Source organism: Roseobacter cerasinus (assembly GCF_009811755.1).
Classification (GTDB): domain Bacteria; phylum Pseudomonadota; class Alphaproteobacteria; order Rhodobacterales; family Rhodobacteraceae; genus Roseobacter; species Roseobacter cerasinus.
Genome location: NZ_BLIV01000006.1, coordinates 120,192 through 137,014, shown reverse-complemented (window position 1 = coordinate 137,014; position 16,823 = coordinate 120,192). Strand labels below are relative to the sequence as shown.

Below are 16,823 nucleotides of genomic sequence, written 5' to 3'. Positions count from 1 at the left end.
CACGACTATATCTGGGCGCAAGGCGTCACGGAATAGCTATATGCTGTAATTTCGCGATGGATTTAGCAGGCACCTATCAGCGTGATGTGACTGGCATCCCGGCGTCCGCGTGCTAGTGTTGGCGCAACCAGAGCAGTCATGGAGGGGTAATATGAGCCTTAAGTATTTGCACACAATGGTTCGGGTGAAGGATCTGGAAAAGTCGATCGCGTTCTATGAGCTGTTGGGGCTCAAGGAAACAAGGCGGATGGACAGTGAGGGCGGGCGCTTCACGCTGGCGTTCATGGCGCCGCCCGGTCAGGAAGAGTGCCCGGTCGAGCTGACCTATAACTGGGATGGTGATGAGGGGCTGCCGAGTGACAGCCGGCACTTCGGGCATCTGGCTTACCGGGTGGGCAATATCTACGAGGTTTGCCGGCATCTGATGGACAATGGGGTCACGATCAACCGGCCACCTCGGGACGGCCACATGGCCTTTGTGCGCTCGCCCGACAATATCTCAATCGAGCTATTGCAGGAAGGCGACAATCTGGCCCCGGCGGAGCCTTGGGCGAGCATGGAAAACACAGGGCACTGGTGATCCGCGCCGCCCTCTGCGCGTTTGGACTGCTGGCAGGGCCAGCGGTCGCAGAGTGTCGCTTGGCGCTGGTCCTGGCGCTGGACGTGTCAAGCTCGGTCGACGCGGCAGAGGATGCCTTGCAGCGGGGCGGTCTGGTGGCCGCCCTGACTGCGCCGGAGGTGCAGGCCGCATTCTTTGCCAGCGATGACCCGGTGGCGCTGGCCGTCTACGAATGGTCCGGGCGCTACAACCAGGAGCTACTGCTGGACTGGACACTGATCGACAACCAGGCGGCGCTGTTGCAGGCGGCCGACACGCTGGCCCGCAGCACGCGCAGCCACAATGATTTTCCGACCGCAATGGGCTATGCACTGGGCTTTGGCGCACGGCTTTTGCAGCGCGCGCCGGACTGTCACGATCAGACTCTGGACATGGCTGGGGATGGGCAGAACAATGAAGGGTTTGGCCCGGCTCTGGCCTATGCGGAGTTCCCTTTTGACGGCGTGACGGTCAATGGGCTGGTCGTCAACGGCGCAGACTATGAGGCCGAAACCGGCCTGATCGCTTTCTATCAAAGTCAGGTGCTGCGTGGACCCGGGGCTTTTCTGGAGGTCGCGCAAGGTTTTGACGATTACGAGCGCGCCATGCGGCGAAAGCTGGAACGGGAGTTGTTGCCGCCCGTCATTGGCGCGCTGCCCGGAGCGGTCACGGCGGGGCCAAAAGGATGACCCGCTTTGGCAGCCTGTGTCTTGCTGGTGTCTTCACCGTTGCCATGACCAATTTGGCCGATGCGGCTTGCCGTCAAGCCTTGGCCTTGGGGCTTGATGTCTCGGGATCTGTTGATCTCAGAGAATATCGGTTGCAGCTCGACGGGTTGATTTCAGCCCTAAATGATCCGGATGTGGCCGAGGCCCTTCTCGCGGTACCGCATGCGCCGATTGCGCTGATGGTGTTTGAGTGGAGTGGCCGCGAAGATCAGGTGGTCCTTGTGCCGTGGACAATGATGACAGACCGCCAGGCCCTCGATGATATCAGCAAGATCCTGGCAGGGACAAAGCGCCGTGTCGCGACACCGGGCACAGCCCTCGGCATCGCGATGGAGACGGGGGCGCGCTATCTCGATCAGAAACGGGACTGCTGGAAACGCACATTGGACATCTCGGGCGACGGACCTTCGAACCTTGGGCCACACCCACGCGACGTGAAAGAGGCCATTGGCGCGCGCGGCATAACCATCAACGCTTTGGTGATTGGCGCAGACAGCCCCGCGGGCGGTGATCAGCGTCAAAGCGAGATCGCCGAACTGTCGTCTTACTACCGGGCCAATGTGATCACAGGGCCGGATGCATTTGTGCAAACGGCCCTAGGATTTGAAGACTACGCAGCTGCGATGACGGCAAAACTAAAGCGCGAGATCGACGGCTTTGAGGTCAGCTTCGCTCAATAGATGTAGCGGATCTGATCCGACCAGTAGCGCTCCATCCGCTTGAGAGACCGCGTGATATCGTCGATCCCGTCCGGGCCAAGCACGCCCTTGTGTTCCAGACCGTCCGCATGGCGCGAAAACAGGTCGGACACCACATGGCGGATCTTTTGGCCCTTTTCAGTCAGCCTGACGCGGACGGAGCGGCGGTCAATCTCACAACGATTGTGGTGCATATAGCCCATATCCACGAGTTTCTTGAGATTGTAGCTGACGTTGCTGCCCTGATAGTAGCCACGGCTTTTCAATTCGCCCGCAGTGACCTCATTGTCACCAATGTTGAACAGAAGCAGTGCCTGGACCGCATTGATCTCCAGCACCCCAACCCGTTCGAATTCATCCTTGATGACATCCAGCAACAGCCGGTGCAACCGCTCTACCAAAGACAGCGCTTCAAGATAACTCGCCATGAAACCCTGGCTACGAGTCAAGGCCGAGGTCTCTGACGGAATCTGATCCTGAATACTCATCTACACGCTCCGACTTATCTAATTTAGTCGGAATTTGCGCGAGAAACGCCAATAATTCGTTAAAAGCGCAAAAACGAAGCGTTCGGTTCTGCTCAGCCCGTTGTCCGCGGCAGTCCACCGATGATGCGGTCGATCAGTTTTACATAGGCCTGCGGTGGCGCGATCTGGCCGCTAACCCATTGATAAAGGTCGTGATCGTTCTCGCTCAGCAGAGTATCGTAGAGGGTCAGATCCGCCTCCTCCATAGCGTCAAGGTTGGCCTCTGCAAAAGGTTGCAGGATCACGTCCATTTCCTTGATGCCGCGCCGCATGGAGCGCATTTTCAGCCGCTTGATGCGGTGTTCACGCAGCTCGCTCATGCAGATCTTCTTTCAGCGCCGTGCGCAGTTTCTTCTCCAGCCGCGCCATCTGCTCCGCCCGGGCCATCATATCCAGACGCAGATCGCGCATCTCGTTCAGCATGTCCTGCGCCGACGCGGGAAGGCCTGCCTCTTCCGTTGGGGCATCAAGCCCTTCCCCCTGCCCGTTGATCAACCACATCATCGAGACGTTCAACAGCCCCGCCATCATCGACAGCCGGTTGGCACGTGGTTCAGACAGATCGTTTTCCCACGCACGCAAGGTAGACACCCGCACGCCCAGACGCCGCGCAAGCTGGGCCTGTGTCATCTCGGCCATCTCGCGGGCCGCAGCCACGCGATCACCGAATGTTGCAGTTTCGGGGCCGTACCAGTCTGTCGTGTCGGTCATATCGTGATCTCCTTTGCGATGATCGCGCTTGAACGGAGGCAACCTGCCCCCTACTACTCGGCCCACGTCATATCAAACCGAGGCCGAAATGGAATTCCTGTCTGCGACTCTTGCCCGCGTCAAACCGTCCCCCACCATCGCGGTGACCACCAAGGCCGCCGAGCTCAAGGCCGCAGGCCGCGATGTGATCGGCCTTGGTGCAGGTGAGCCGGATTTCGACACGCCACAAAACATCAAGGACGCCGCCGTGGCCGCCATCGCCGGTGGAAAGACCAAATACACCGCCGTGGACGGCATTCCAGAGCTGAAGCGCGCGATTTGCGATAAACTGAAGCGTGACAACGATCTGAGCTATGAACCATCGCAGGTCAGTGTGGGCACGGGTGGTAAACAAATCCTTTACAACGCGCTGATGGCGACGCTGAACGAGGGCGATGAGGTGGTGATCCCCGCGCCCTACTGGGTGAGCTACCCGGATATGGTGCTGTTGGCGGGCGGTACGCCTGTGATCGCCGAAGCCTCGCTGCAGACCGGGTTCAAGCTGACCGCCGATCAACTGGAGGCGGCGATCACCGACAAGACCAAATGGCTGATCTTCAATTCACCGTCGAACCCCACGGGTGCGGGATACACTTGGGAGGAACTGAAACAGCTCACCGATGTGCTGATGCGGCACCCTCATGTCTGGGTGATGACCGATGATATGTACGAACATCTCGTCTATGGCGATTTCAAGTTCTGCACACCGGCACAAGTGGAGCCGCGCCTCTATGACCGCACACTCACCGTGAACGGGGTCAGCAAGGCCTATGCGATGACCGGCTGGCGCATCGGCTATGCGGCGGGGCCGGAAGAGCTGATCAAGGCGATGCGCAAGGTGCAGTCGCAGTCGACGTCCAACCCCTGCTCGGTCAGCCAATGGGCAGCGGTCGAGGCGCTCAACGGCACGCAAGACTTCATCACGCCTAACAACGAGATGTTCATGCGCCGCCGCGATCTGGTGGTCGACATGCTGAACGCCGCCGAGGGCATCCGCTGCCCGGTGCCCGACGGGGCCTTCTATGTCTACCCGTCAATTGCGGGGTGCATCGGCAAGACCTCCGCCGCTGGCACCAAGATCGTGGATGACGAGACTTTTGCCACTGCCCTGCTGGAAGAGACCGGGGTGGCCGTGGTCTTTGGCGCGGCCTTTGGCCTCTCGCCGAACTTCCGGGTCAGCTACGCGACGTCGGATGAGGCCTTGACGGAGGCCTGCACCCGCATCCAGACCTTCTGCGCCGGGTTGACCTAGGCAAGGAGCAGGCCATGAGCACCGCGCTGCCGGACTACTATTTCCGCATCCGCGAGAACGGCGCGACGGTCTTTCGGGTGGACACCGAAAACCGCCAACGCCGGATCGAGATGGAGCAGATCGCGGTGCTGAACATCCGCAATGGCGAGGTGAAACCGCAAGGCGACCACGTGCTATCAGCGGAGGACCGTGCAGCCATCGACGACTGGATGGCAAAGCGGCAGGCCCTGCTCGCCGCCCGCAGTATGGATGACATCCACCGCGCTGTGGATCACCTGAACCTCACAACCCAATGGGCGCAATCAAAGGCAACGCCGGAGCAGTTGGACGAGATCACCGACACGCTGCTTCTGGCCATGCACGACCTGCGCGCAGTGCTGGTGCGCAAAAAGGCGGATCGTCTCCAACCCGACGGCGATTAGTTTATCTTGGGGACGCCGGTTGGCCGGGCCTTGGGCCGGCCTTCCCTCTCCGGACCGCTCAGGTGTTGAAGAGAAAGTGCAACACGTCGCCATCCTTGACGACGTAGGATTTGCCTTCGGCGCGCATCTTGCCCGCTTCCTTGGCCGCCTGCTCGCCACCCAGAGCCACGAAATCATCATAAGCGATGGTCTCCGCGCGGATGAAGCCTTTCTCAAAATCCCCGTGGATCACGCCAGCAGCCTTGGGCGCAGAGGTCCCCGTACGAATGGTCCAAGCACGCGCCTCTTTTGGGCCAACGGTGAAATAGGTCTCAAGATGTAGCAAGTCATAACCTGCGCGGATCAACCGGTCGAGCCCGGCCTCAGCCAAGCCCATTTCCTCAAGGAACATTGCCGCTTCGTCATCTTCCAGCTGGCTGATCTCTTCTTCGATCTGGGCGGAGATAATCACATGTGCGTTGCCCTGCGCCGCGGCCATCTCGGCCACCTTGGCGGAGTGCGCATTGCCCTCTGCTGCCTCAGCCTCGCCGACGTTGCAGACATAAAGCACCGGCTTGGTGGTGAGCAGTTGCAACATGGTCCAGGCCTTGGCGTCTTCCTCGTCCACCTCGACGACACGGGCAGGCTTGCCCTCTTCCAGGGCCGCCAGCGCCGCCTTCATCAGCCGCTCCTGCTGCACCGCTTCCTTGTCACCGCCACGCACCTTGCGGACGATGTTCTGCAAACGCTTCTCGATGCTCTCAATATCAGCCAGCATCAACTCGGTCTCAATGGTCTCGGCATCGGCCACCGGGTCCACACGACCTTCCACATGGGTCACATCCCCATCCTCGAAACACCGCAGCACATGGGCGATGGCATCGACCTCACGGATATTGGCGAGGAACTGGTTGCCCAAGCCCTCGCCCTTCGATGCGCCCTTCACCAGCCCGGCAATGTCCACAAAAGTCATGCGGGTCGGGATGATCTGCTTGGAGTTCGCAATGCCCGCCAGCTTGTCCAGCCGCGCATCGGGTACAGCGACCTCACCCACATTGGGCTCAATGGTGCAGAAAGGAAAATTCGCCGCCTGTGCCGCCGCCGTGCGGGTCAGCGCGTTGAAAAGGGTGGATTTGCCCACATTCGGCAGACCCACGATGCCCATCTTGAAACCCATGTCAGCGTCCTTTCCTGAATTGACGCTGTCCTAGGGCCTCTCACGGGTCAAGACAAGTCCCCGCGCTGGCGGCGGTCTTCGCGCGCGTGGAAGATCAGCGCCCAGGCCAGCAGGATGAACATCGGATGCGTCAGCCCGCCCGAAAAGATCAACGCCGGGATCCAGATGAGAAACACCAGAATGGCGATGATCGGGCGGCCGGTCAGCAGAATCGACAAGGGCGGAAGCAGGATGGCGAGAAGATAATTCATGCCTTTCGATATAGGAGGCCACACGCGCGGATTGAGAGGGAAGGGAAAACTTTCTTTCCCCCTTGCGCACCGGTCATTGCCGCATTGATTTCCGCCGCTCTTTTCGGCATTGCGGGGCGGGCAAGGACAACAAGGGGCCGGGGTATGAGCCGCATCGACGCAAAATTCGCAGAACTGGCGCAGGCCGGGAAGAAAGCCTTTGTGGCCTATGTGATGGCGGGTGACCCGGATTTCGACACCTCGCTGGAGGTGGTCAAGGGCCTGCCCGGCGCGGGTGTGGACGTGATCGAGCTGGGCCTACCCTTCACCGACCCGATGGCCGATGGCCCCACAATCCAGCTTGCCGGGCAACGCGCGCTGGAAGGCGGCATGACGCTGGAACGCACGCTGGAACTGGCGCGCCGCTTCCGCGAGGACGATCAGAGCACGCCGATTGTTATGATGGGCTATTACAATCCCATCTACAGCCGGGGTGTGGACCGGTTCTTGCAGGATGCCAAGGCGGCTGGCATCGACGGGTTGATCGTGGTGGACCTGCCCCCTGAGGAAGACAGCGAGCTGTGCATCCCCGCCCAGGCCGCCGGGCTGAACTTCATCCGGTTGGCCACGCCCACGACCGATGACAAGCGTCTGCCCCGCGTGCTGCAAAACACCTCCGGCTTTGTCTACTATGTCTCGATCACCGGCATCACGGGTGCCGCCGAAGCGCAGGCAAGCGACGTGGGCCCCGAGGTCGCGCGGATCAAGGCGGCCACCGATCTGCCGGTCATCGTGGGCTTCGGCGTGAACACCCCTGAGAAATCCCGCGCGATTGCCGAGGTGGCAGACGGCGTGGTCATCGGCTCCGCCATCGTGAGCAAGATCGGCGCGGGCGAGCCGGTTGCGGATGTGCTGGCCTTCGTGAAAACCCTTTCGGACGGGGCGCATCAGGCCTGAACGCCCCGAGCCTCCCTATTGCGCAGTCAGCCGGAGCATACTCCGACCGTTTCTGCAATTGATCTCCGCCCTGGGAATTGGTAACCAAAACTGACCAATACTGGGGGAGCCATGCCAATCATCACCAATATTCAGGACCTCAAGCGCCTGCACGAACGGCGCGTGCCCCGGATGTTCTTTGACTACGCGGAATCCGGCAGCTGGACAGAGCAGACTTTCCGCGAGAACACCTCTGATTTCGAAAAGATCCGCCTGCGGCAGCGCGTGGCGGTGGATATGACCGGGCGCAGCACGGCAGGTCAGATGATCGGTGAGGATGTCTCCATGCCCGTGGCTCTCGCCCCCGTCGGCATCACAGGCATGCAGCACGCCGATGGCGAGATGAAGGCCGCGCGGGCCGCAGAGAAGTTCGGCGTGCCCTTTACGCTCTCCACCATGTCCATCAACTCCATCGAGGACGTGGCGGGTTTCACGTCGAAACCCTTCTGGTTCCAGCTCTACATGATGAAGGACACCGACTACATCAGCCGTCTGATCCAGCGCGCGAAGGATGCGAAGTGTTCCGCGCTGGTGATCACGCTGGATCTCCAGATCCTCGGGCAGCGGCACAAGGACATCAAGAACGGGCTGTCGACACCGCCAAAGCTGACGCTGAAGACCATGGCCAATCTGGCAACGAAATGGGCCTGGGGCATCGAGATGATGAGCGCCAAGCGCCGCGAGTTCGGGAACATCGTGGGGCATGTGCAGGGCATCTCGGACCCCAGCTCGCTGAGCGTCTGGGCCGCAGAGAGTTTCGATCCGACGCTGGATTGGGCCAAGATTGCCCAGATCAAGGAGGAATGGGGCGGCAAGGTGATCCTGAAGGGCATTCTTGACGCTGAAGACGCCAAGATGGCGCTGAAGGTGGGGGCCGATGCGATCGTCGTGAGCAACCATGGCGGGCGGCAGCTGGATGGCGCGCTCAGCTCGATCCGCGCGCTGCCGTCTATTCTGGAGGCGGTCGGTGATCAGATCGAGGTGCATATGGATGGCGGCATCCGCTCCGGTCAGGACGTGCTGAAGGCGCTCGCGATGGGGGCCAAAGGCACCTACATCGGGCGCGCCTTCATCTATGGTCTGGGCGCGATGGGCCAGCAGGGCGTGACCCGCGCCCTGGAGGTGATCCACAAGGAGCTGGACACGACCATGGCGCTGTGCGGTGAGACCAAAGTGGGTGACCTGGGGCGGCACAACCTGCTGATCCCCCAGGATTTTGAGGGGCGTTGGCAGGCGTAGGTCACGTTCCCGCTCGGCTCACGCCCACTTCGATCATAGCCCCCGCGCAACAGTCACTGTTGCGCCGCGCCGTTCCGCCTGCTCGGAATGGCGCTGCTGCGTGAATGTCGTGACTTTCAGAACAAAGAAGGACGTTGCTTCAAAACGTCTGAGGCCGCGCAGCTATGCGGGCAGCCAGCACCGGCACGAGAGCAGCAACGCAGAGCACCAGCAGCACGCTCACCACCCAGAACCCTGCCCGCAAACCCAAAGCTTCGGACGTGAAACCCATCAGCGGCGGGCTGATGAAAAACGCGCCATACCCCAGGGCAGAGGCGCGGCTGATCGCAGCCAAACGCGCCTTTGGCGGCACGATCCGCCCGATCAGCGCCAGCGCCAAGGGCGCCACAACAGAGATACCCAGCCCGGTGAGCGCGAAGCCCAGATACGCCATCATCAGCGTGGGCGCCGCGCCCACAAGCAGCAGCCCGCCAGCCGCGACAACGGACGCCACAGTGATGAAGGGCAGCGTCGGCAACCGGTCTGACAAAAAGTGTCCCGACAGCCGCCCGATCCCCATGCTGAGCCCCAGCAGCGCTGGCCCCAGCGCGCCTTCGGCCGGGCCACCGCCCAGCGTACGCTCCAGATGCAGCGCAGACCAGCCTTCAGCCGCCGCTTCGGTCAGGAAGGCAATCAGAACCAGAACCCCAATCCCCCAGACCAGCAAGTGCGGCAACGGCGCGTCGGGGGTTGTGTCCTCTTCCGGCAGGGCCCGCGTCCTGCTTTCCAGCATGACCCAGCCTGCAACCAACGAGAGCACGACCAAGACGGCAAAGACCTGAGCGGGCGACCAGCCCGCCTCGCGCATGAAGCCAGTCGCCAGCGCGCAGCCCGCATAGGTGAAGGAAAACATGGCGTGGTTGAGGTTCATCAGGTGCCGTCCGCTGCGCGACTCAATCTCCGACACGCGCACATTGGCCAGCACATCCGTCACTCCTGCCCCTATCGACGCCACGGTCATCGCGATGCCAAAGGCAATGATTTCTGCCGACAGCCCTGCCCCCAACATGCCGAGCGACATGACAACCCCACCGAAGGGCAAAGCCCAACGCCCCGCAAGCCGGTGGGTCAAGGGAGCCAGCCAAATGGCCGCCAAAGCGCCCAATGAGGCAAGCAGCATGACCGCACCGTAAACCCCGTCGGAGGCCCCAATTGCCGCCTTGATCGCTGGCATCTGGGCAAAATAGCTCGACCAGGCCACGCCAACGATGACGAAGCCTGCAAGGGATTTTCGGGAAAGCCAGAGGTCACTTATCAGACGCATGGGTAAGCCTCATCAAACGCTTGCGCCAGCGGTGACACGGGCCATGCAGGCGCGCAAGACCGTATCTGCGAAAAACCTCTTTTCATGCTCGCCAAACCGGTCTATACGCGCGGCTTCACGTGGGGCTACAGCCTTGGAGGAGCCCCGCCTTAGACATATTGGAGACTTAAGATGGCTGGAGAAATTCCGGATCTTGTGGCTCAGGAACGGACGGGGACAGGCAAGGGCGCCGCTCGTCAGGCCCGCCGCGACGGCATGGTTCCTGGGATCGTTTTTGGTGGCGACGTTGACCCGCTGCCGATCAACATTCCGTTCAACGTGCTGTTCAAGAAGCTGAAGGAAGGGCGGTTCAAGTCAACCCTCTTCAACATGAAGGTGGAGGGCCACGACGATGTGCGCGTGATCTGCCGCGATGTGCAGCGCCACGTGGTCAAGGACCTGCCCACGCATATCGACTTCATGCGCCTGCGCCGGACCACCAAGATCAACCTCTTCATCGCTGTGGAAGTGGACGGCGAAGACGTCTCGCCCGGCCTGAAGAAGGGCGGCGTGCTGACGCTGATCCGCCCCGAGGTGGAACTGATCGTGACGGCGGGCGATATCCCCGATCACATCACCATCGACGTGTCGGAGCTGGAGATTGGCGACAATGTGACCATCTCCTCGGTCAAACTGCCCGAGGGCGCCAAGCCGACCATCGACCGTGACTTCGTGATCGCTCAGATCTCTGCCCCGGCGGGTCTCGCCTCCTCTGATGATGAGGATGAAGATGGCGCTGATGCCGAAGAGACACCAGAGGCAGACGCAGAGGCCACTGAAGACTAAGAGATATCCCTTTCAGGATGTGCGATGCGGGGCCCTTTGCGGCCCCGTATTTCGTTTGGGGCACCGCTTTGATATGCTGCAGTGCAATATCAAGGAGCATCGCCATGAAACTGATTGTGGGCTTGGGCAATCCCGGCGCGAAATACGCCAAGAACCGGCACAACATCGGCTTTATGGCGCTCGACCAGATCGCTGCGGACCACGGGTTCGCCCCGTGGAAAGGCAAGCACCAGGGCAGCCTGAGCGAGGGACGCTTCGGATCGGACCGGGCGGTCTTGCTGAAGCCCGAGACCTTCATGAACAACTCCGGCCAGTCGGTGCAGGCAGCGATGCGGTTTTACAAGCTGGAGCCTGCTGACGTGGTTGTGCTGCATGACGAGATCGACCTCGCGCCCGGCAAGGTGAAACATAAGATGGGCGGTGGCCACGCGGGCCACAACGGGTTGCGGTCGGTACATGCCCACATCGGGCCGGACTATGCGCGGGTGCGTCTGGGGGTTGGCCACCCCGGCCATAAGGACGCGGTGCCGGGCTATGTGCTGCGCGATTTCCCCAAAGCGGATGAGGATTGGCTTGATGATGTGCTGCGCGGGGTCAGCGACGGCGCGCCCTATCTGGCGGCAGGTGATGCGGCGAAATTCGCGAATGCGGTGGCTTTGCGCGTAAACCCACCGCGCTCGGGCACCGGGAAGAAGGGGCCCAAGACACAAGCGGCCCCTGTGCCGGAACCGGAACCTGACACACGCTCTCCCCTGCAGCGGCTGATGGAGAAATTCAAATGACGCTGCAGGAGGCCTTTCGCCACCAATCCATCAGCTGCGCCACCATGGGCTCGCATTTCATGGGGCAATTGCTGGGGTTGCTGGCCGACCACTGGCCGGAAGACGGCGCACTGGCGCATCGGCTGGCACAGTTCGAGGGGGACGTCGGCCCAGCGGGGCATTCGCTGCCGCTGCGCGTGGCGGGGGGGCTGCACGCGCTGGTGCTGAGTGAGCGCGCTCCAGCGCTTGCAGCGCTCTACCCTCCGGAAAAGCGCACCGACGCGGATCTGTTGGCGGGCGCGCTCGCGGCCTTCGTAGTTCACGAGAGCTTCCTGCTTGACTGGATCGAGAGCCCGCCGCAGACCAACGAGGTCCGCCGCTCTGCCGCGCTCATGGCCGGAGCCGCCGTGGCGACCGAACACTTTGATCTGCCGATCTTTCTGTCAGAATTGGGCGCCAGCGGTGGGTTAAACCTGATGTGGGACCGCTACGCGCTGTCGTTGCCGGGGGGAGCACTGACAGCAGACGCCCCTGTACTGATGCTGACGCCCACGTGGGAAGGGCCAATGCCGCCGCGCCATCTGCCACATGTGACGGACCGCGCGGGCGCTGATCTGAACCCGCTTGACCCGGCCGACCCTCAGGATCTGCTGCGCATGACCGCCTATCTTTGGCCGGACCAGCCGGAACGGATGGCCCTGACCCGTGCGGCGGCGGCGGTCATGGATGCGCCCTTGCATCGCGGTGATGCGATTGACTGGCTGGCCGACCGGCTGGGGGCGGCCCCCGCAGGGCATCTGCACCTCATTCAACACTCGGTGGCCTGGCAATATTTTCCAGCGGAGGTGCAGGCGCGGGGCAAGGAATTGATCGAGACGGCGGGCGCGCGAACCACCCCTGACCGCCCGCTCGCCTGGATGTCCATGGAAAGCGACGGCGACACCACCGGCGGCATCGGCGCAGCCCTGACACTGCGCCTCTGGCCGGGTGATCTGACCCTGCCCCTCGGCCGGGCCGACTTCCACGGTCGCTGGATCCGCTGGTCCGGCGCGCAAGCGGCGTGAGCCTGCATCGACCACGTGGCAAATCAGGCCAAACCCGCTAGATCATGAATTGGCGAGCAACGTAAGGAGGGCGGCATGGAGAAAGACAAAAGCGTCAATGTTTTGAATGAGCCGCTGGCGGTCTGCGGCACTGATCCAATTACCGGGTTCTTCCGCGACGGGCAGTGCAACACCTGCGCCGCCGATCAGGGCAGTCATACGGTCTGCGCCGTGATGACGGATGAGTTCCTAGCCTATTCCAAATACGTAGGCAACGATCTTAGCACACCGCGCCCTGAATTCGGATTTCAGGGCCTGAAAGCCGGAGACAGCTGGTGCCTCTGTGCGGGCCGGTTTCTGCAGGCTCATGACGAGGGCTGCGCGCCCAAGGTGCATCTGGCCGCGACCCACAAGCGCGCGCTTGATATCGTCCCACTAGAAGTGCTGACCGAACACGCCTTGCCAGCCTGACGGCCAGGCACACCCCCCTGCCCGACCGGCGGCGCATGTCGTCATCCGCGCGTGATGAAACTGTCGGCGAAATGTCACCACGCGCATTTGCCGATGTCACGAAACAGGGTGGTTCTGCCTTGCCGGGCCGAAATCAGAAGCTGTTCTTTGGACAACGTCGACATGCGGGGTGTGTCGTAAATAGGCCCTGAGACACACCCACCCCGCGCAGCAGGCACATTGTCGCGCCGCCCCCTCGTACCGGCACTTTTGCATTGCTGTCCGATGTCTCGGGTTGAAAGCCGGATGTCTTAAGCGCCGCCGGTGATATTTACCTTGCCGATCACCTTGGCGCCGCTTTCGGTTGTCATTGTCTGCGCCGTGACATCCGCCTGAACATGCGAGGACGCAGCAAACTTCAGATCATCGCACTTCAGGCTGCCTTTGTGGCGCCCTTCGATAGAGATCGTCTTGGCTGTCAGCGACCCATCGATGGACCCGCTTTGTTGCACGGTCAGGCGGTCAGCAGAGACATCGCCCACCACCTTGCCCTTGACCTCGACGTTGCCTTTCTTGGAGACAACATTGCCCTCGATGGTCAAGTCTTCTTCGATCACGGAATCCGCCACATCAAAACCCTTCTCAGCCGAATGTTGTCTGACCGTAGAGGGGTCCGGGGCGTTTGAACACCTCTTCCTGTTGACGCGCACGCCGCTTGGCAAAGGATCGCCTTTTGTCTGACGCTGCCATCAGGCGCTCAGCAGACGGGCGTCTTTCATGAGGTCGAGGATGCCGTCAGGCGAACTCACCCATCTCGAAGCCAAGCGCTTTGGCGACAGTGAAGATGTCCTTGTCGCCCCGCCCGCACATGTTCATGCAGAGGATGTGATCGGATGGCAGATCCGGCGCGATCTTCATCACATGGGCCAGCGCGTGGGAAGGCTCCAGCGCTGGAATGATACCTTCGAGCTCGCAGCAGAGCTGGAAGGCCTCCAGCGCCTCTTTGTCGGTGATTGCCACATACTCCGCGCGTCCGATGTCATGCAGCCAGGCGTGTTCCGGCCCGATCCCTGGATAGTCGAGACCAGCCGAGATCGAGAAGCCTTCGAGGATCTGCCCGTCGTCATCCTGCAACAGATACGTGCGGTTGCCGTGCAGCACCCCGGGGCGCCCGCCGGTGAGCGAAGCGCAATGCTCCATCTTGGCATTCACACCCTTGCCACCCGCTTCGACGCCAATGATGCCGACCTCCTTGTCGTCAAGGAACGGGTAGAAGAGGCCCATGGCGTTCGACCCACCGCCAATCGCGGCAATGACCGTATCCGGCAAACGGCCTTCGGCGGCTGTCATCTGCTCGCGGACTTCCTTGCCGATGATTGACTGGAAATCACGCACCATGGCCGGATACGGGTGCGGGCCTGCGACCGTGCCGATGCAGTAGAAGGTGTCGCGCACGTTGGTGACCCAATCGCGCAGCGCGTCGTTCATCGCGTCCTTCAGCGTGCCGCGCCCGGAGGTCACCGGCACCACCTCGGCGCCCAAGAGGCGCATGCGGAACACGTTGGGGGCCTGACGCTGCACGTCATGCGCGCCCATGTAGACCACGCATTTCAGCCCGAACTTGGCGCAGACAGTGGCGGTGGCCACGCCGTGCTGGCCTGCACCGGTCTCGGCGATGATCCGGGTCTTACCCATGCGGCGGGCGAGGATGATCTGGCCCAACACATTGTTGATCTTATGCGCGCCAGTGTGGTTCAGTTCGTCGCGCTTCATGTAGACCTTGGCGCCGCCCAGATGCTCGGTCAGCCGCTCGGCCAGATATAGCGGGCTGGGGCGGCCGACATAATGGGTCCAGAGATGGTTCATCTCGGCCCAGAAGCTGTCGTCAGTCTTGGCTTTCTCATATTGCGCTTCCAGCTCAAGGATGAGTGGCATCAGGGTCTCGGAGACAAAGCGCCCGCCAAAATCACCAAACCTGCCGTTTTCATCCGGGCCGGTCATGAAGGAATTGAAAAGATCGTTTGCCATCCCGCGCACTCCTGTCAGATCAGACTGCGTTTATACCCGATGTGCGAAGGGGTAAAGCCAAGCGCCTGATAGAAACGGGCACTGTCGGTGCGACTTTTGTTCATGGTCAGCTGGATAAGGCTGCAGCCGGCGGCTTTGGCCCGGGCGACCGCATCCTCGATCATCAAGCGCCCGATCCCGTGCCCGCGCAGATCTCTCGCCACGCGCACGCTTTCGATCTGGGCGCGCCGCGCCGCACGCAAGGACAGACCAGAGATAAAGCTGATCTGGTAGGTTGCGATGATCCGACCTGCCAGCACACCAACCAGCAGGTGATTGCCCGCTTCGGCGCACATCCGGTCAAAGGCGAGTTGGTAGTCCGCCAGGTCCAGCCCTTCCCGCGTGGCTCCCAGCGCATCATCTTGCAGCAGCGCAACAACGTCAGCCACGTCGTCGCGGGTCGCGGGGCGGAACGTAACGCTCATCCTTGCGCGGATGTCACGAAGCTCTGCACACGTGCCAGGTCTTTGACGCCGGGTGCGCGCTCGACACCAGAGGCCACGTCGACCTGCCTTGCACCAGTCATGGCAATGGCCTCGGCCACATTGTCGGGTGTGAGCCCGCCCGCCAGCATCCACGGCACCGGCCAACGGCGACCCGCGATCAGACGCCAGTCGAAGGTCAGCCCGTTGCCACCGGGCAGCTCCCCGCCTTTTGGCGGTTTAGCATCGACGAGGATTTGATCGGCCACCGGGAAATAGCTCTCTAGCGCTGCGAGATCAGACGCCTCCGCCACACCGACCGCTTTCATCACCGGCAAGCCATAGCGCGCCTTGACCTCGGCCACACGCGCCGGGCTTTCCGCCCCGTGCAATTGCAGCATGTCCAGCGGCACCTGTGCGGTCAGCGCATCGAGAAACGCGTCATCCGCATTCACCGTCAGCGCCACCTTGGCCAGGCCCACAGGCGCCCCAAGTGCCAAATCGCGCGCCGTGGTCAGATCAACCGCGCGCGGAGATTTTTCAAAGAAGGTGAAGCCGCAGTAGGACGCGCCCGCCGCCGCCACTGCGGCGACCTCTTCAACGGTCCTCAGCCCGCATATTTTTACGGAAGTCTTCTCAGCCATGGCCGCGTTTGATCACGCAACGCAGTCAGACACAAGACGGCTCAACTGGCCTCGTCCAGCAGGGCAAGCACTTCGTCTTTGCCCGCGTGCTTTTCGTCCTTGAGCTTGGCGATCTCGCGCTCCAATCGGCGCATCTCGCGCGCTTGCCGCGCGGCGTCGGCGCGCTGGCCATGCTCGCGCACCCATTCCCAGACAAAGCCCACCAGAAGACCCACGACAATGCCGCCGAAGATCACCAGAAACAGCGGCAGCTCAATCTGCGGGTTCACCGAGAACCAGCCCGCCACTTCCGACGGGATCAGCTGCAGCGACACAAGGCCGCGATTGGCAATGGCCACCGCGATCAGGGCAATGCCAAACAGGGCAATACAAGCGTATCGAATATAGCGCATCAGGCCTTTCCGTTCAGCCGATCACGGAGCAGTTTGCCGGTCTTGAAGAAAGGCACGTGCTTTTCCTCCACATGCACCGTCTCACCGGTGCGGGGATTGCGGCCCACTCGGGCGTCACGTTTTTTGACCGAAAACGCGCCAAAGCCGCGCAGCTCCACCCGGTCGCCGCGCGCCATGGCTCCCGTGACCTCTTCGAAAATCGTGTTCACAATCCGCTCAACGTCGCGCTGATATAGATGGGGGTTCTCATCGGCGATCTTCTGGATCAGCTCGGACCGGATCATGACAGCATCCCTTGTTGGTGTTTGGCGCATTTGCTG

Annotated in this window: 23 protein-coding genes; 11 read left to right on the top strand and 12 right to left on the bottom strand. The window is 61.8% G+C overall.

Annotation, left to right across the window (positions count from 1 at the left end):
* Positions 1-151: 151 nt before the first annotated feature.
* From So717_RS15740 to So717_RS15730, 3 genes are read left to right on the top strand one after another with little or no spacing between them, the layout of a single operon-like run.
* Positions 152-580, top strand: coding sequence for a VOC family protein (locus So717_RS15740; protein WP_159979021.1), 429 nt, complete (start codon positions 152-154; stop codon positions 578-580).
* The gene (locus So717_RS15735; RefSeq protein ID WP_238840988.1) at positions 577-1,287 is read left to right on the top strand and encodes a DUF1194 domain-containing protein; all 711 of its coding nucleotides are present in this window, start codon (positions 577-579) and stop codon (positions 1,285-1,287) included. Before So717_RS15740 ends, So717_RS15735 begins: the two co-directional genes overlap by 4 nt.
* Entirely contained in the window at positions 1,284-2,006 is a 723-nt protein-coding gene (locus tag So717_RS15730; RefSeq protein ID WP_159979019.1) for a DUF1194 domain-containing protein, read from the top strand. The genes So717_RS15735 and So717_RS15730 overlap by 4 nt, the downstream gene beginning before the upstream one ends.
* Here So717_RS15730 and So717_RS15725 read toward each other — a convergent pair.
* From So717_RS15725 to So717_RS15715, 3 genes are all read right to left on the bottom strand, one after another.
* Positions 2,000-2,512, bottom strand: a complete 513-nt coding sequence (locus So717_RS15725) for a MarR family winged helix-turn-helix transcriptional regulator (RefSeq protein WP_159979017.1) — start codon at positions 2,510-2,512, stop codon at positions 2,000-2,002. The two genes, So717_RS15730 and So717_RS15725, sit on opposite strands and share 7 nt — an antisense overlap.
* 92 nt (positions 2,513-2,604) lie before the next feature.
* On the bottom strand, positions 2,605-2,871 hold the full coding sequence (locus So717_RS15720; RefSeq protein ID WP_159979015.1) for an FAD assembly factor SdhE: 267 nt from the start codon (positions 2,869-2,871) through the stop codon (positions 2,605-2,607).
* Complete coding sequence (locus tag So717_RS15715; protein WP_159979013.1) at positions 2,855-3,262, bottom strand: helix-turn-helix domain-containing protein; 408 nt, start codon at positions 3,260-3,262, stop codon at positions 2,855-2,857. The genes So717_RS15720 and So717_RS15715 overlap by 17 nt, the downstream gene beginning before the upstream one ends.
* An 88-nt stretch (positions 3,263-3,350) precedes the next feature.
* Here So717_RS15715 and So717_RS15710 point away from each other — a divergent pair, with 88 nt between their 5' ends.
* Both So717_RS15710 and So717_RS15705 read left to right on the top strand, forming a co-directional pair.
* On the top strand, positions 3,351-4,553 hold the full coding sequence (locus So717_RS15710; RefSeq protein WP_159979011.1) for a pyridoxal phosphate-dependent aminotransferase: 1,203 nt from the start codon (positions 3,351-3,353) through the stop codon (positions 4,551-4,553).
* A gap of 14 nt (positions 4,554-4,567) precedes the next feature.
* The gene (locus So717_RS15705; RefSeq protein ID WP_159979009.1) at positions 4,568-4,975 is read left to right on the top strand and encodes a hypothetical protein; all 408 of its coding nucleotides are present in this window, start codon (positions 4,568-4,570) and stop codon (positions 4,973-4,975) included.
* Positions 4,976-5,033: 58 nt separating this feature from the next.
* Here So717_RS15705 and ychF read toward each other — a convergent pair whose 3' ends face one another.
* Complete coding sequence (gene ychF / locus So717_RS15700; RefSeq protein WP_159979007.1) at positions 5,034-6,131, bottom strand: redox-regulated ATPase YchF; 1,098 nt, start codon at positions 6,129-6,131, stop codon at positions 5,034-5,036.
* 47 nt (positions 6,132-6,178) lie between these two features.
* Positions 6,179-6,382, bottom strand: a complete 204-nt coding sequence (locus tag So717_RS15695) for a hypothetical protein (protein ID WP_159979005.1) — start codon at positions 6,380-6,382, stop codon at positions 6,179-6,181.
* A gap of 144 nt (positions 6,383-6,526) precedes the next feature.
* Between So717_RS15695 and trpA the strand changes: the two genes are divergently transcribed.
* Both trpA and So717_RS15685 read left to right on the top strand, forming a co-directional pair.
* Positions 6,527-7,318, top strand: a complete 792-nt coding sequence (trpA, locus tag So717_RS15690; protein ID WP_159979003.1) for a tryptophan synthase subunit alpha — start codon at positions 6,527-6,529, stop codon at positions 7,316-7,318.
* A 111-nt stretch (positions 7,319-7,429) separates the two neighbouring features.
* On the top strand, positions 7,430-8,596 hold the full coding sequence (locus tag So717_RS15685) for an alpha-hydroxy acid oxidase (protein WP_159979001.1): 1,167 nt from the start codon (positions 7,430-7,432) through the stop codon (positions 8,594-8,596).
* A gap of 139 nt (positions 8,597-8,735) precedes the next feature.
* On the opposite strand, the gene So717_RS15680 is transcribed toward So717_RS15685, so the two are convergent.
* On the bottom strand, positions 8,736-9,899 hold the full coding sequence (locus tag So717_RS15680) for an MFS transporter (RefSeq protein ID WP_159978999.1): 1,164 nt from the start codon (positions 9,897-9,899) through the stop codon (positions 8,736-8,738).
* 171 nt (positions 9,900-10,070) lie between these two features.
* Between So717_RS15680 and So717_RS15675 the strand changes: the two genes are divergently transcribed.
* The 4 genes from So717_RS15675 (at position 10,071) to So717_RS15660 (ending at position 12,999) form a co-directional block, all read left to right on the top strand.
* Complete coding sequence (locus tag So717_RS15675) at positions 10,071-10,724, top strand: 50S ribosomal protein L25/general stress protein Ctc (RefSeq protein WP_159978997.1); 654 nt, start codon at positions 10,071-10,073, stop codon at positions 10,722-10,724.
* Positions 10,725-10,828: 104 nt separating this feature from the next.
* Positions 10,829-11,506, top strand: a complete 678-nt coding sequence (gene pth / locus So717_RS15670) for an aminoacyl-tRNA hydrolase (protein ID WP_159978995.1) — start codon at positions 10,829-10,831, stop codon at positions 11,504-11,506.
* Positions 11,503-12,549, top strand: coding sequence for a DUF2332 domain-containing protein (locus tag So717_RS15665; protein ID WP_159978993.1), 1,047 nt, complete (start codon positions 11,503-11,505; stop codon positions 12,547-12,549). Before pth ends, So717_RS15665 begins: the two co-directional genes overlap by 4 nt.
* 75 nt (positions 12,550-12,624) lie before the next feature.
* Complete coding sequence (locus So717_RS15660; protein WP_159978991.1) at positions 12,625-12,999, top strand: DUF2237 family protein; 375 nt, start codon at positions 12,625-12,627, stop codon at positions 12,997-12,999.
* Positions 13,000-13,289: 290 nt separating this feature from the next.
* Here the strand turns inward: So717_RS15660 and So717_RS15655 are convergent, their stop codons facing one another.
* The 6 genes from So717_RS15655 to ihfB all read right to left on the bottom strand — a co-directional run bounded on the left by So717_RS15655 (position 13,290) and on the right by ihfB (position 16,787).
* Complete coding sequence (locus tag So717_RS15655; RefSeq protein WP_159978989.1) at positions 13,290-13,607, bottom strand: bactofilin family protein; 318 nt, start codon at positions 13,605-13,607, stop codon at positions 13,290-13,292.
* A 166-nt stretch (positions 13,608-13,773) separates the two neighbouring features.
* Positions 13,774-15,006, bottom strand: coding sequence for a tryptophan synthase subunit beta (gene trpB / locus So717_RS15650; RefSeq protein WP_159978987.1), 1,233 nt, complete (start codon positions 15,004-15,006; stop codon positions 13,774-13,776).
* A 14-nt stretch (positions 15,007-15,020) separates the two neighbouring features.
* A complete protein-coding gene (locus So717_RS15645; RefSeq protein WP_159978985.1) occupies positions 15,021-15,470 on the bottom strand; it encodes a GNAT family N-acetyltransferase in 450 nt (149 codons plus the stop codon).
* Positions 15,467-16,111, bottom strand: coding sequence for a phosphoribosylanthranilate isomerase (locus So717_RS15640; protein ID WP_159978983.1), 645 nt, complete (start codon positions 16,109-16,111; stop codon positions 15,467-15,469). Before So717_RS15640 ends, So717_RS15645 begins: the two co-directional genes overlap by 4 nt.
* A gap of 41 nt (positions 16,112-16,152) precedes the next feature.
* On the bottom strand, positions 16,153-16,503 hold the full coding sequence (locus So717_RS15635) for a lipopolysaccharide assembly protein LapA domain-containing protein (RefSeq protein WP_159978981.1): 351 nt from the start codon (positions 16,501-16,503) through the stop codon (positions 16,153-16,155).
* Positions 16,503-16,787: an integration host factor subunit beta gene (ihfB, locus tag So717_RS15630; RefSeq protein WP_159978979.1), complete on the bottom strand. Its 285-nt coding sequence runs from the start codon at positions 16,785-16,787 to the stop codon at positions 16,503-16,505. The genes So717_RS15635 and ihfB overlap by 1 nt, the downstream gene beginning before the upstream one ends.
* Positions 16,788-16,823: the final 36 nt, after the last annotated feature.